This window comes from Kitasatospora sp. NPDC058063 (assembly GCF_042885395.1).
GTDB classification, from domain to species: Bacteria; Actinomycetota; Actinomycetes; order Streptomycetales; family Streptomycetaceae; genus Kitasatospora; species Kitasatospora lactacystinica.
Map to the genome: position 1 here is coordinate 157566 of NZ_JBHVSD010000017.1, position 12613 is coordinate 170178.

Annotated in this window: 10 protein-coding genes, 1 tRNA gene and 1 pseudogene; 6 read left to right on the forward strand and 6 right to left on the reverse strand. The window is 71.5% G+C overall.

All coding sequences use genetic code 11. The annotated features are described in order from the left end of the window. Positions 1 to 15: 15 nt before the first annotated feature. The gene (locus ACFVUY_RS27490; RefSeq protein ID WP_387734260.1) at positions 16 to 1053 is read left to right on the forward strand and encodes an amidohydrolase family protein; all 1038 of its coding nucleotides are present in this window, start codon (positions 16 to 18) and stop codon (positions 1051 to 1053) included. Between the two features lie 18 nt (positions 1054 to 1071). On the opposite strand, the gene ACFVUY_RS27495 is transcribed toward ACFVUY_RS27490, so the two are convergent. After that, complete coding sequence (locus ACFVUY_RS27495) at positions 1072 to 1968, reverse strand: DUF2255 family protein (RefSeq protein ID WP_387734262.1); 897 nt, start codon at positions 1966 to 1968, stop codon at positions 1072 to 1074. A 626-nt stretch (positions 1969 to 2594) separates the two neighbouring features. Further along, positions 2595 to 3509 carry an alpha/beta hydrolase family protein gene (locus tag ACFVUY_RS27500; protein WP_387734264.1) on the reverse strand — a complete coding sequence of 305 codons (915 nt, stop codon included), beginning with the start codon at positions 3507 to 3509 and terminating at the stop codon, positions 2595 to 2597. 99 nt (positions 3510 to 3608) lie between these two features. Between ACFVUY_RS27500 and ACFVUY_RS27505 the strand changes: the two genes are divergently transcribed. Beyond that, positions 3609 to 4199 carry a TetR/AcrR family transcriptional regulator gene (locus ACFVUY_RS27505; protein WP_387734266.1) on the forward strand — a complete coding sequence of 197 codons (591 nt, stop codon included), beginning with the start codon at positions 3609 to 3611 and terminating at the stop codon, positions 4197 to 4199. Beyond that, positions 4178 to 4270: pseudogene (locus ACFVUY_RS27510) on the forward strand (IS5/IS1182 family transposase); the annotation flags it as partial. The gene ACFVUY_RS27505 and the pseudogene ACFVUY_RS27510, both read left to right, overlap by 22 nt. A 546-nt stretch (positions 4271 to 4816) precedes the next feature. On the opposite strand, the gene ACFVUY_RS27515 reads toward ACFVUY_RS27510, so the two are convergent. Then, positions 4817 to 5845 (reverse strand): zinc-binding dehydrogenase, encoded by a 1029-nt coding sequence (locus ACFVUY_RS27515; protein WP_387734267.1) that lies wholly within the window; start codon positions 5843 to 5845, stop codon positions 4817 to 4819. 61 nt (positions 5846 to 5906) lie between these two features. On the opposite strand from ACFVUY_RS27515, the gene ACFVUY_RS27520 reads away from it, so the two are divergent. From ACFVUY_RS27520 to ACFVUY_RS27530, 3 genes are all read left to right on the forward strand, one after another. After that, complete coding sequence (locus tag ACFVUY_RS27520) at positions 5907 to 6215, forward strand: ArsR/SmtB family transcription factor (RefSeq protein ID WP_387734271.1); 309 nt, start codon at positions 5907 to 5909, stop codon at positions 6213 to 6215. Between the two features lie 794 nt (positions 6216 to 7009). Continuing rightward, positions 7010 to 8155, forward strand: a complete 1146-nt coding sequence (locus ACFVUY_RS27525) for a hypothetical protein (protein ID WP_387734273.1) — start codon at positions 7010 to 7012, stop codon at positions 8153 to 8155. A gap of 272 nt (positions 8156 to 8427) precedes the next feature. Then, positions 8428 to 9678 carry a tyrosine-type recombinase/integrase gene (locus ACFVUY_RS27530; protein WP_387734276.1) on the forward strand — a complete coding sequence of 417 codons (1251 nt, stop codon included), beginning with the start codon at positions 8428 to 8430 and terminating at the stop codon, positions 9676 to 9678. A gap of 341 nt (positions 9679 to 10019) precedes the next feature. On the opposite strand, the gene ACFVUY_RS27535 is transcribed toward ACFVUY_RS27530, so the two are convergent. The 3 genes from ACFVUY_RS27535 to ACFVUY_RS27545 form a co-directional block, all read right to left on the reverse strand. Continuing rightward, positions 10020 to 10096: transfer RNA gene (locus ACFVUY_RS27535), tRNA-Pro, on the reverse strand. Positions 10097 to 10232: 136 nt separating this feature from the next. Continuing rightward, positions 10233 to 11642 carry an MFS transporter gene (locus ACFVUY_RS27540; RefSeq protein WP_387734278.1) on the reverse strand — a complete coding sequence of 470 codons (1410 nt, stop codon included), beginning with the start codon at positions 11640 to 11642 and terminating at the stop codon, positions 10233 to 10235. Between the two features lie 158 nt (positions 11643 to 11800). Further along, positions 11801 to 12592, reverse strand: coding sequence for a DUF1684 domain-containing protein (locus tag ACFVUY_RS27545; protein ID WP_387734280.1), 792 nt, complete (start codon positions 12590 to 12592; stop codon positions 11801 to 11803). Positions 12593 to 12613 lie beyond the last annotated feature (21 nt).

Here is a 12613-nt window from a genome sequence, read left to right on the forward strand (position 1 = left end):
ACGAGGAGAACCGTCATGTCCAATCGTCTGCGGATCGTCGGAGTGGAGGAGACCGTCGTCGTACCGGCCGTCCACGAGGCGTACCGGCGGGCCGGATCGCCACAGGTCTTCTCGCGCGGCTTCGGGGACAGCCCGATCGCGAAGAACCTGCGCGAGACCGGCGAGCGGCGACTGGCACACATGGACGACCAAGGCATCGACGTCGCGGTGCTGTCCCTGTCGTCCCCGGGCGTGCAGGACCTGCCGGAAGCCGACGCCGTCGCGGTGGCCCGCGACGCCAACGACCAACTCGCCGAGATCGTCGCCTCCCGGCCCGACCGCTTCCAGGCGTTCGCCGCGATACCCACCCAGTCACCGGCCGCGGCCGCGGCCGAACTGGAGCGCGCGGTGGTCGAGCTGGGCTTCCCCGGAGCGATGCTGTACGGACGGACCGGGGACAAGCCGGCCGACCACCCCGACAACGACGAGCTGTACGCCACCGCCGAGCGGCTGGCGGTGCCGCTGCACTTCCACCCGCAGACACCGCCCCGGCCCGTCGTCGACGCCTACTACTCCGACCTCCCGGACCCCATGGGGCCCCTGCTGGCCGGAGCCGGACTCGGCTGGTACTACGACCTCGGCGTCCAGTATCTGCGCATGATCTTCTCGGGGGTCTTCGACCGGTTCCCTGGCCTTCAGGTGATCGCCGGACACTGGGGCGAAGTCGTGCTGTTCTACGTCGACCACACCGGCTTCTTCGCCGAGGCCGGCGGCCTGCGGCAGCCCCTGGCGGACTACTTCAAGCAGAACTTCTGGGTCGCCGGCAGCGGAACCAACAGCCCCCGGTACCTGCGCTGGACCGCCGAGGTGATGGGCACCGACCGGATGCTGTACTCCACCGACTACCCCTTCACCTACGGCTTCCGCCCCGGCGACTTCCCCTACGTCGACACCAGCAACGGCGCCGCCCGTTCCTTCCTGGAGAACTCCCCCTTCACCGACGAGCAGAAGGCCGACATCGGCCACCGCAACTGGGAGCGCCTCACCGCCCGTGCCAAGCGCCCGTCTTCCTGAACCGCCGACGGACGGCAGTCAGGGGGCAAGCGGACGGATGCGGGCGATCTGATGTCGGGAGTTCTTGAGCAGGTCCTCGGAGAAGTACGGATCCGTGGAGTACTTGGCGCGAAACGCCTGGTCGGCCCGGTCCTTCCTCGCCTCGTCGTCGACCGCCGAGAACTCCACCCGCAGTTCCCTGTCCGCGACGGCGCCCGCACCGCGCCCGTTCGTCACGGCGGAGTGGAACCACCGCGAGTTCGGCGTCGCCGCCCTGACGTAGACGTCGCCGCCGAGGGCCACCGCCCACACCCAAATGAGCCGGCCGGATGTCCGGTCGGCGTCCCGATCCGGCGCAACGTGGAAGTCCTCGCCCTGCTGGACGCGGCGCAGCTGTGCGTCCGCCCATCGAGGAATGTCAGCCCGCTTCTCGTGGACCGTTGCGGAGGCGGCGCGTTCGCGGGCCGGCCGTGCCGTCGCCGTGCTCCACGCCCGGTCGTCAACGCCCAGTTGGGTGCGCAGGAACGCTGCGGTGGTCTCCAGGACCAGGAGTGCGCGGGTGAGGTTCTCATCCGTCGTCTCCGCGGAGTCGTAGCCGGATATTCCTCCGAGGCTGTGCTCACCACCGTGGACGTCGAGAAGGAACTTGGGCCTGGGCAACAGGTGAGAGGCATCGGTCTGCCACGCGGCCCCGACGACGTTCAGGTGGTGGGCATGGCCCTGGTCCCCTGCCACGACCAGGGTCGGAGGTGCCATGGTGGTGAAGTCGGTGTCGTTGAGGACGGGGTAGTGGCGGGCGGCATGGGGATGGAGGACGGCACCTCCGCGTACCGGCGCGGCTATCACCACTCCGGCGCTCACCCGCTCGTCACGCGCGTTCACCCGGCGCCCCGTGGCGGGGTCGCGCGGCTGGGCGCCCAGCGCCATGCTCGCCATGTGGCCGCCCATCGAATGGCCTACGACGGGCGATCCTGCCTGCGTCCGTGCGGGCCGCCACGTCCGGGACGACCTCGTCGAGAACATCCAGGTGGTCCGGCACCGACGGCACGTCGCGTGCGCGGGAGCGCCAGTACAAGGGAGCTTCGGGGCTGTCGGCATGCCGCAGGCCGAGGGTGGCCGAGTCCAGGTGGGTGGGCTGAAGGACCGCGAGCCCGCTGGCCGCGAGGCAGTCGGCGAGCGAGGCGTGGCCGTGGAGCGACGAGACGTACTGGGACGGACCGTGCCCGTGCGACAGGACGACGACGGGCAGCGCCCGGTCCGTCATCGGCGCGGTCAGTCGTACCTGTAGCTCCTCCGGTCGGTCGCGGGAGGGGAAACGACCAGTGCGACCGAGACAAGCGGTCCGGACAGGTCGTCGCCCGCGCGGGCGGGGATGGCGATGTGGTCGGTCATGGAACCTCCAGGGGCGGCGAAACCTGAGGGGCGGTGCTCCGGAACTCAGGAGCAGCGGCTGACCAGGGCGTGGCTCACGGTGGACGTCCGGTCCTGGCCGCCGGACTTCGGTGCATCGCCGGTGCCGTACGGCGCGCGACGGGCCGGGAAGGGGTGGTACCGGGCCGGGGTCAGTCCTTGTGCCGGAAGGACGCCTTCTCGTCGGCTTCGGTGTCGGCGCGGAAGCGGGACCACGCATCGGGGTCGAGGTCGAGGGCGTCGAGGAGGTACGCGGCGACGGCGTCGGCAACGAGGGCGACCCGGTCGGCGTCCGTGTCGGTGGTCTCGCTCACGGCCTCCCCGGCGATGCCACCCAGGGTGTGCTCTCCGCCGGGGACCACGAGGAGGCGCTTGGGCGCGGGGCTGAGGTCGAAGGCGTCGAGGAACCAGTCCGGTCCGCGCGTGGACATCTTCGACTGGTCCTTGTCGCCCGCGATGACGAGCGCCGGCGTGGTCATGGTGGAGTAGTCCGGCCGCATGAAGGGCAGGTGCTCGACGGCGAACGGTGTGAGCGAGTCGCCCGTGCCGGTCGCCGCGATGAGCACGCCCGCCGTCGCTCCGCCGTGGGAGAGGTCCTCGCCCGGGACGCCCTGGGCGTCGAACACCCGGGCGCCCAGCAGGGCGCCGACGGTCTGGGCGCCCCAGGAGTGCCCGACGAGGGCGACACGGCTCTGGTCGGCGCGGTCGATCAGGTCGCCCGCCTCGGCCAGGACGGCGTCGAGGTGGTCCAGCACGGCGTGGAGGTCGTCGACGCGCACGCGCCAGATGGTGCCGAACCGCGGATCGTCGAACCCTATGGCGTTGCGGCGCGAGTCCAGGTGGGTCGGCTGCACGACGACGAAGCCGGCGGCGGCCCAGCGGTCGACCAGCGGCTCGTAGCCGTCCATCGACCACGCGTTGCCGTGGGAGAACACGATGACCGGAAGGCCGCGGCCCTCGGCCGGTGCGGTCACCTTGACCTGCAGGGGCACCGCCCGCTCACCGGCGGGAACGGTGATGGGCTTGACCGCGACGGTCTTCGTCCGGGATTGCGCGGGAGTGAGCATGTGCGGACTCTCTGTCGGGAGGACGCGTGCCGCATACTTGGCGGAACGATGTTCCGCTCACATTAGCGGAACAATGTTCCGCGAACCAGAGGTGAGACCTTGTCCCCATCGGCCGACTCCAGAGCGGCAGGCGCACAGCGCACCCGCCAGTCCCTGCTCGCGGCCGCGGCGCAGGTGTTCGTCGAGCAGGGCGTTCAGGCGCCCATCCGCGACATCGCCGGCCGGGCCGGCGTGGGCCTGGGCACCGTGTACCGCCACTTCCCCTCCCGGGCGGAGCTGGTCGTCGCGGTCTACCGGCACCAGGTGGACGAGTGCGCGCAGCTCGCCGCCGACCTCGCGGGGTCGCCGAGGCCGGGCGAGGCCCTGGAGCGGTGGATGGAAGCGTTCGTGGAGTTCCTGGTCACGAAGCACGGACTGGGGGCGGCGCTCCAGTCCGAGGACCCCGGCCTGCAGAGCCTGCACTCCCTGATGCTCGACACGCTGGTCCCGGCCTGCGCCTCGCTCCTCGACGCCGCCGCGGCCCGGGGCGAACTCGACCCGGACGTCACCGCGTACACGCTGATGCGCGCGGTCGGCAACCTGTGCATCCTGGGCCCGGGATACGACCGCGAGCATGCGCGGGCCATGGTCTCCCGCCTCCTCGCCGGCTGCCGGACCACCATGCCCCCGGACGGTCCCGTGGCGGCCTGACGACGAGAATCCACCCCGCCCCGAACAGCCGCCGCCGACCGCTCGTCTTCATCCTCACGCCTGGCCAGGCGGCCAGCCGGGCCGTTCCGGAGCGCGCACGAGCGGCTGCTGCGGTGGACGGTCGACGGCACGTGGCAGCGGATCTTCGCCAGCTCTCCCCGGTCAGGCGCGGACGACATCGGATGGACCACCTCGGCGGGACTCCACCGTGCGCCGGGGCCGACAGCACGCCGCCACCGTCCGCAAGGGGTGACGGCGGCCGCGGAGAGCCCGCCGACCAGGCGATCGAGCGCTCGCGCGGAGCCTGAGCACCAAGGTCCACCTGGCCAGTGACGTCCGGGCCCGCCCGCCGGCACTCCGGGCAGGCGGGCGCGTCGCCCACCTGCCCGACCGTCACGGCCGTGATCCGCGTTCCCCGCTCAGGCCCCGGGTGGCCGCGCACCCGGCTTCGACGCCGAGGCCCACAAGGAGCGGAACGCCGTCGAGCGGTGCATCGGTCACCTGAAGCAGCGGCACGGCCTGGCCATGCGCACCGACAGACTCACCACCGCCCACCGGCCGCACTCCACCGTGCCGCCATCCTCACCTGGACCCGCAGATAACCAAAGAACCAGGCTTCAGCCCTTCCGGGGCGAGGGCGCCGTCTGGTGCGGCAGCTCATCCTGGGGGTGCACGGCGATGGCGATCTTTCCGCGCGGACGCCTGCGGCCCTCGCCGGCCGAGCCGCCCTCCAACAGCGCGTGCGCCTGTGTGACGTCGGCCAGCGGCAGCACGGCTCCGATCACTGGCCGGAGTTCTCCCCGATCGACCAGCCGGGCGAGGGCCGCGAGCTTCTCCCGGCCGGGGCTGACGAAGACGAAGTGGTAGGTCGCGTTCACGCCCCACGCCGCGAGCAGGTTCTGGGGCTCGGGGATGTCCACGATGGACACCACGCGGCCGCGGTCGGCGAGGACCTCCGGACTGCGGGTGAGGGTGTCCCCGCCCACGGTGTCCAGCACGACGTCCACCCCGCCCAGCGCGCGGACCTGCGGCACATAATCGCCAGCCGAGAAGTCGATCGCGGTGTCGGCTCCCAGCCCGGCGACGAACTCGTGGTCCCTGGCCCGCGCGGTGGTGACCACCTCGGCCCCCAGCGCCCTGGCGACCTGGACGGCGACCGAGCCGACCCCGCCCGCTCCGCCGTGCACCAGGACCCGCTCCCCGGCCCGCAACCCGGCGCGTTCGACCAGCGCCTCCCACACCGTCACGCCCACCAGCGCGAGGCCGGCGGCCTCGACGTGCGACAGGCTCGCAGGCTTGCGGGCGGCCAGGGCCTGGTCAACCACGTGGAACTCGGCGTAGGTTCCCGGCCCGGCGAACACCGGCGCCAGGTACCAGACCTCGTCGCCCGGCTGGAACTCGTCCGCCCCGGGGCCGGCCTCGACCACCACGCCGGACACGTCGTTGCCGATCACCGCGGGCAGCGCCACCTGGTCGCGATAGTCGCCGCGCCGGGTCTGCAGGTCGAGGGGGTTCACGGACGTAGCCATCACCCGCACCAACACCTGGCCGGGCCCCGGGACGGGCCTGGGCAACTCTCGGGCGGCGAAGGCGGTGTCCGCGCTGCCGAAGTGGACGAGTTCCATCACATGCATCGAAGTAGACATGCGACGACCGTAGATTGACATATTTCAAATTGTCAATGTGAACTTGGGCTACGATGGTCACGTGTTTTCGGAGGCGGAGTTGCTGGCTGTGTTCCGGGCCCTGTCCAACCCGGCCCGCCGGCAGATGCTGGTATGGCTCAAGGAGCCGATGAGCTTTCCCGGTCAGGAACTCGACGACATCGAGATCGGGGTCTGCGTGAGCGACATCCAGCAGCGCGCGGGTCTGAGCCAGCCGACCACCTCGCAGTACCTCACGATGCTGCGGCAAGCAGGGCTGGTGATCGCCACCCGGCGGGGGAAGTGGACCTACTACCGCCGCGACGAAGCGAACATCGCCCGCCTCGTGGAAACCCTGCACGACGTCTTCTAGATCCGACGACGTTCGGTCGGGACAGTCGGTCGGGGCCCGTCAAGGGTCGGCCGTGAACGCCGACCACACGGAGCCGGCCATGTTCGGCCTCAAAGGGCCTCGTGGAGCCCTTGGCTCTGAATGCCGCAGCAAGTCCCGGAAGGCGTTTGACGGCCAGCCAGGGGAGGGGTGTGCACCTGTGGCAGAGCTTATCCGCACGCTGCCGGGCGAAGGTCACCGTTACGCAGCCCAGCAAGCCCGATAGCCCGCCACGCTGGTGTTCTGGAGCGAAAGTTCACCCGTTCAGCGGTCGCCGATCCATCGGTCGGCCGACAACAGTGGGGGCGCGTAGCGGCGTTCAAGATCCCCCGAAGAGGCGTTCCCGCTGAACGAGGTCGTGATCGGCGCTCGTTCTGTCACCGTGTGGGCGGTGTCGGACCGAGCGCGCTCCAGCGGTGCGGCGCCGGAAGGTGTGCTGAGACGGCGCACGCAGCCCTCCTCGCCGAGATCACCGCTGCCACCGCAGCCGTCCGCCACAGCCCACTGGCTGCCGGCCGCCGGCCGCCGGCTATATCCACGCCTGCTACGAGGCGGGGCGCACGGCACAGTCCTGAGCCGGCAAGTACTCCCGGCGATAGCACTCCTCACCAACTCGGCTACGTTCGGAAGAACTTCGCGCTTCCCGCCGACTCGACGTGCCACCACCGAATGTCCCAGCCATCGGCGCGCTCCCGCGCTTCCGCATCCCGCCGGTCCGCCAAAATGGCCGCTGTCAGTGCCACACGGCACCTCAGCATCCCTGGAGGTACGGATTCGTGACCCGCTACAGCATCGACCCCGACCGGCACGAGCTCATCGCCACCTGGGGAACCGGCGAGGGCGACCTCGCCACCCGGGTCGCCTCCCTCCCCACCGAGGCCGAGACCTCCGTTCTCCTGGGCCTGGCCCGCGCACTCAGCCACCTCTCCGACGCCGCCTGGCGCACCTACACCCACCCCGCCAGCGCCGCCGGCTCCCTGGAGCCCAACACCGAGGGCTGGCGCCGCGAGCAGGAACGCGACACCTTCAGCGAGGTCGCCGAAGCCGTCGCCGCACCGAACCTGCCCCAGAACGGAATGCTGACCGTCTCCTACAGCCCCCTGCTCGAATCCGCCCACCAGGCCGGCCGCGCCCTGCACGCCATCGACGACCCCGACCTGACAAAAGCCGTCCTCGCCGAGACCATCACCGAACTCGCCGCCGTCGAGAGCGCCGAACTCGGCAACCTCACCGGCCGCTCCCAGCAGGCCGTCCTCCTCAGCCGCGAGGACGCCTCCCCCGTCCAGGTCGCCGCCGCCGACCACCTGCTGGAACAGAACCCCTTCGGCTCCACCGCCCTCTTCTCCGACGTCGACCCCACCGCCGCCGCCGTCGCGGCCGCCCACTGGCTCGCCGCCGCGGCCGAAGTCACCGCCGACGCCTCCGGCCACGAGACCACCGCCGTCCTCCTCGAAGCCGACAACATCGAAGCCCTCCCCCACCAGACCCCCACCCACGTCCTCGAACTCATCGACGCCGGCCACACCCCCCACGACGCAGTCACCGGCCTCGTCCGCCACGCCCTCCACATCGCCGACGGCCTCCTCCCCGACCCCGCCGGACTGCGCGAACAACTCGAAGACCTCGACGACTACACCTCCGACGACGAGGAAGCCGACCCGGAGGACACCGGCCTGCGCCTCACCCCCCTCGACCCCCACCGCCCCGCCCGCGACCTCCTCGAAGACCTCCTCGCCGGCATCCACGGCTGCTGGCTCCTCCACACCGAGTACGACGACCTCGACGACGAGGACGACCTCGGCACCGACGACGCCGAGGACCCGGACGACGAACAGGCCGAGAAGCACCAGGACCGCAGCCGCGAACGCTTCGCCCGCCTCGTCCGCGAGACCGCCTCACGCAACCACGACCGGCTCACCTGACCGCACTCGGTGACACCGTGTCACCAGGCGGCGAACTCGGGTGTCCGTGCCGCCTGTGCACGCACCCGACAACCGGGGAGCGTGCCGGTGAGCCCAAGCGGCAGCTTCCCGTACTCCCGGCATACCCAGGTGCGGGTCCTCACCCCGAGCCGCAGGTCAGAGCCCCAATTCCGCGTTGGTGATCGCATGGTGGTCGCAGGCGATCACCCAGGCGCTGCACCGGTAGCCTCCGCGAGCAGATCAAGGAACCACAGCCGCAGGAGGAACAAGAAGTGCGCAAGTCAGGACGGCCGGGCCGGGTCTACCGCCGCTGCGGATGCCGCGATGCCACGCGGCGCCAGCTCGGCGCAGCGTGCCCTCGCTTCACCGAGGAGGAGCACGGCACGTGGACGTTCGCCGTCGACATCCCTTCCCTCACCGGCCGCCGCCGCACCATACGCCGCGGCGGCTTCGAGGACGCGTTCGCCGCCGAGACAGCGCTGCGGCGCTTCCTCGAAGGCCGCCGGCTGGGCTTCGACGCCGACCCGCACGAGACGGTGGCCGCCTACCTCACCAAGTGGCTCAAGCGCATGGAGTTCCTGCTCAAACCCACCACCTACGCCCGCTACCGCACCTACGTGCTCTGCGAACTCATCCCCGTCTTCGGCAAACTGCGCCTGGAGGAACTCGCCCACGACCACATCGCCGCCTACGCCCACCAGCAACTCGACGCCGGCCGCGGACGCCAGGCCGTCTACCACTGCCTCGCCACGCTCTCCAGCGCCCTCGGCACGGCCGTGCGCACCCACCGCCTCCCCTACAACGCCGCCCAGCCCCTGCCCATGCGCAGGCCCCAAGCCGCCGAGCGCGTCCCCTGGACCGCGGAACAGGCCGTCGCCTTCCTCTCCCACTGCCGAGGCGTCGACCCCGCCTTCGCCGACCTCATCGAGGTCATCACCGGCACCGGCCTGCGCAAGGGCGAGGCCCTCGGCCTCCAGCGCCCGTGCGTGCGGCTGGACGACCGCGTCATGTACATCCGCCACACCCTCTCCGCGATCGACAACCACGAACTCGTCCTGACCGCGCCGAAGACCAAGAAGAGCCGCAATTGGGTGCCCCTGTCCGACCGCGTCGCCGCCGCCCTCGAACGCGCGATGGCCAGGAACACCTCCCCGAGCAACGACCACGTCTTCCAGGACACCGACGGCAAGCCCCTCCACCCGGCCGCGGTCCGCCGACGCTTCCACGAACTGCGCGAACAGGCCGGACTGCCGCACGTCACCATCCACGACCTGCGCCACCTCGCCGCCACCCTCGCCCTGGAGGGCAACGTCCCCATGGCCGTCATCTCCAAGACCCTGCGGCACTCCACACTCTCGACCACCGCGAACATCTACAGCCACCTGACCTGGGACGTCGCCATGGCCGCCGTCCACACCATCGAACAACGGCTCCGCCTCGCCGAAGCCCGCACCCTCCACGGCGACAACGCCCCTGCCGTCAACAACCCCCTACCGAGCCAGCTCTTCAGCCACGCAGCCTGACGACTGCACAGCCACCGCCGACACCGCCGACCAGCAACACACGACCACTCAGGCACACGGCTCATCACAAGAACTGACGCCGCGGGCCCCACAGGCATGCCCATGTCCGGAGAACCGAGCCCGTTTCGGCAATGGAGAGCGACCCGACCGCGCGGCGACTACGCTCAGCTACGTCGACCAAGCGAATAAAAGCCACATTACGACTGCACCAGAGCCCCCCGAGCAACCGGGCGCACCCTCTGAAATGACATAACCGAGCGTTCGCGACCACATTGCGATCACCAAAAGGAAAAGGCCGCCTCCATCTTTCGATGAAAACGACCTCCGACCTGCATAAACGCTGGTCGGGACGACAGGATTTGAACCTGCGACCCCTTGACCCCCAGTCAAGTGCGCTACCAAGCTGCGCCACGTCCCGTGGTCTCGGCGCCTGCAGCGGGGCCTGGGGGGCTCTGCTGTGGGCTTCTCGACCTTGCCTCCGGTTGTCCCGGCGACGTGGAAAACAATACAGCACGTCGGGGGGTGCTCGCTGCCAGGTTTGGGGGGTGGGTGGGTCAGGGGGTGGGGTGGCGGGCGTCGTAGGTGAGGAAGGCGGGGCGGCGGGCGGCGAGGAGGAGGACGGCGGCGACGCAGGCAAGGCCGCCGGTGATCACGGAGGTGGCGGGGTTGGTGAGGGCGGCGACGGTGCCGGACTCGAAGTCGCCGAGGCGGGGACCGCCGGCCACGACCACGATGAAGATGCCCTGGAGGCGGCCGCGCATCTCGTCCGGGGCCGCGACCTGCATCATCGTGTTGCGGAAGATCATGCTGACGGTGTCGGCGCAGCCGGCGACCGCGAGCAGCAGGAGGCCGAGCCAGAGGTTGTGGAGGGCGCCGAAGGCCGCGATGGCCAGGCCCCAGGCGGCGACGGCGGCGAGGATGGCGGCGCCCTGGCGGTGCACGCGGCCGACCCAGCCGGAGAAGAGCGCGCCGATCAGGGCGCCGACGGCCGGGGCGGAGACCAGCAGGCCGACGGTGCCGGCGTCGCCGCCGTAGAAGGTGACCGCGATGGCCGGGAAGAGGGCGCGCGGCATGCCGAAGACCATGGCGGCCAGGTCGGCGAGGAAGCTGGTTCGCAGGTTGGGCTGGTCGCGCAGGAAGCGGAGGCCGTCGAGGACGGAGGCGCGGCCCTTGCGCTCGCCGAGCGGCCGCATGGCGGGCAGGCGCCACATCGCGTAGAGGGTGCCGGTGAAGGCGACGGTGTCGACCAGGTAGGCGGCCTGGGCGCCGTAGGTGCCGATGAGGACGCCGCCGAGCATCGGGCCGACGGTGAGGCCGAGGTTCATGCTGACGGTGTTCAGGGCGTTCGCCGCCGGGAGTTGGTGGCTGGGCACCAGGCGGGGGATCATCGCGGACCGGGCGGGCGAGCTGATCGCGAAGAACCCGGCCTGGGCGGCGACGGCGGCGTACAGGACGACGACCAGCCCGAGGCCGGCCAGTGCCTGCGCGGCCAGGGCGGCGGAGACGACCGCCAGACCGGCCGAGCCGATCAGGCCCAGCCTGCGCCGGTCGACGGTGTCGGCGATCGCGCCGCCGTAGAGGCCGAAGGCAACCAGCGGGACGAGGGAGAAGATGCCGACCAGGCCGGTCGCGAAGGCGGAGCCGGTCAGTTCGTAGACCTGGACGGAGACGGCGACGGCCGTCATCTGCTGGCCTATGGAGGAGATGGCCTGCCCGGCCCAGACCCGGCGGTAGTCGGGGTGGTCGCGCAGCGGGCTGAGGTCGGCGAACGCCCGCCGGTACCAGGGTGAGCCGGCCGCCGGTCCCGGCCCGGGTCCGCCCCCCGGCCCGGGATCGGGTTCTGACTCGGCGGCGGAGTGCGAGGGGGTGGAGGGGGCCGGGGAGGGCGTGGACGCCGAGGGGGCCGAGCCGTGCGAGGTGGACGGGGCGGGCGACGAGGAGCAGGACGACGACGGGGACGGCATGGAATGTTGATTGTTCGACATAGTCCCCCATGCTCCGCTCCGCCCCCGGACGGTCTCCCACCGGGGCCCGCCCGAACCAGGGCCCGCCCGAGCCGGAAGACGCCCGAGCCGAGCCGCGGCCCGGGCCCGCCCCGCCCGGCCTCGCCCCGCCCGGGCCGTTACCGGCTCAGCACCTGCCTCTCCCCCGCCTCCACCGCGAAGTCCAGCCGGTTGCCCGGCGGCGGGAAGGGGCAGATGAAGTGGTCCGAGAAGGCGCACGGCGGCAGGTAGGCCCGGTTGAGGTCGAGGACGGTGCGGCCCTCGGCGTCGGGCGCCGGCAGGGTGATGAAGCGGAAGCGGTAGGTGTCGGTGCCGCTGGTCACGTCGGCGATCACGCCGCTGAGCCGCTCGCCCGACCCGCTGACGGTCAGGGTGCGGTGCTCGCCCGCCACGGTGAAGGCGATCTGCCCGGAGACGGCCAGCGGGCGTTCCCGGCCGTCGGCGTTCGGGACGACGACCGACCGCGCGTCGTCGTCCTCGAACGGGGTGAAGACGGCGGGTACGGCCCACTCGGGCGCGTACGGGTAGGCGGAAATGCCGGCGAACGCGACCCGGCGGGGTGCGGCCGGGTCGAAGACCCGCAGGGCCAGCTCGCCCTCACGCTCGATCGGGACGAGCAGCAGGGCGCCCAGGCTGGCGGTGTCGGCGGCCGGGTCGCTGTCCGGGCGGAGCAGCACCTCGCCGTCCACGGGTGCGCCGGCGCCGTCGACCGTGATGCCGTCGGAGGCCGCGGCTCGGACCCGCACGCCCTCGGCGTCGGCCCACCAGCGCCCGGGCAGGCCGGGGATCTCGGCCGGCTCGGGCTCCAGCCAGTGCGTGCCGGTGAGTGCGAGCTGGCCGTGCTCCGCGCTCACCGACGCCGCCCGGCCGTCGCTCCAGTGCTTCCAGTCCTCCGCGGCTGTCGCCGTCATCGGTCCACCCTCCCGGTCGGT

Coding starts and splice junctions, on each gene's coding strand:
- ACFVUY_RS27490 (WP_387734260.1), top strand. CDS start 16: ATGTCCAATCGTCTGCGGATCGTCGGAGTGGAGGAGACCGTCGTCGTA.
- ACFVUY_RS27495 (WP_387734262.1), bottom strand. CDS start 1,968: ATGGCGAGCATGGCGCTGGGCGCCCAGCCGCGCGACCCCGCCACGGGG.
- ACFVUY_RS27500 (WP_387734264.1), bottom strand. CDS start 3,509: ATGCTCACTCCCGCGCAATCCCGGACGAAGACCGTCGCGGTCAAGCCC.
- ACFVUY_RS27515 (WP_387734267.1), bottom strand. CDS start 5,845: ATGTCTACTTCGATGCATGTGATGGAACTCGTCCACTTCGGCAGCGCG.
- ACFVUY_RS27540 (WP_387734278.1), bottom strand. CDS start 11,642: ATGCCGTCCCCGTCGTCGTCCTGCTCCTCGTCGCCCGCCCCGTCCACC.
- ACFVUY_RS27545 (WP_387734280.1), bottom strand. CDS start 12,592: ATGACGGCGACAGCCGCGGAGGACTGGAAGCACTGGAGCGACGGCCGG.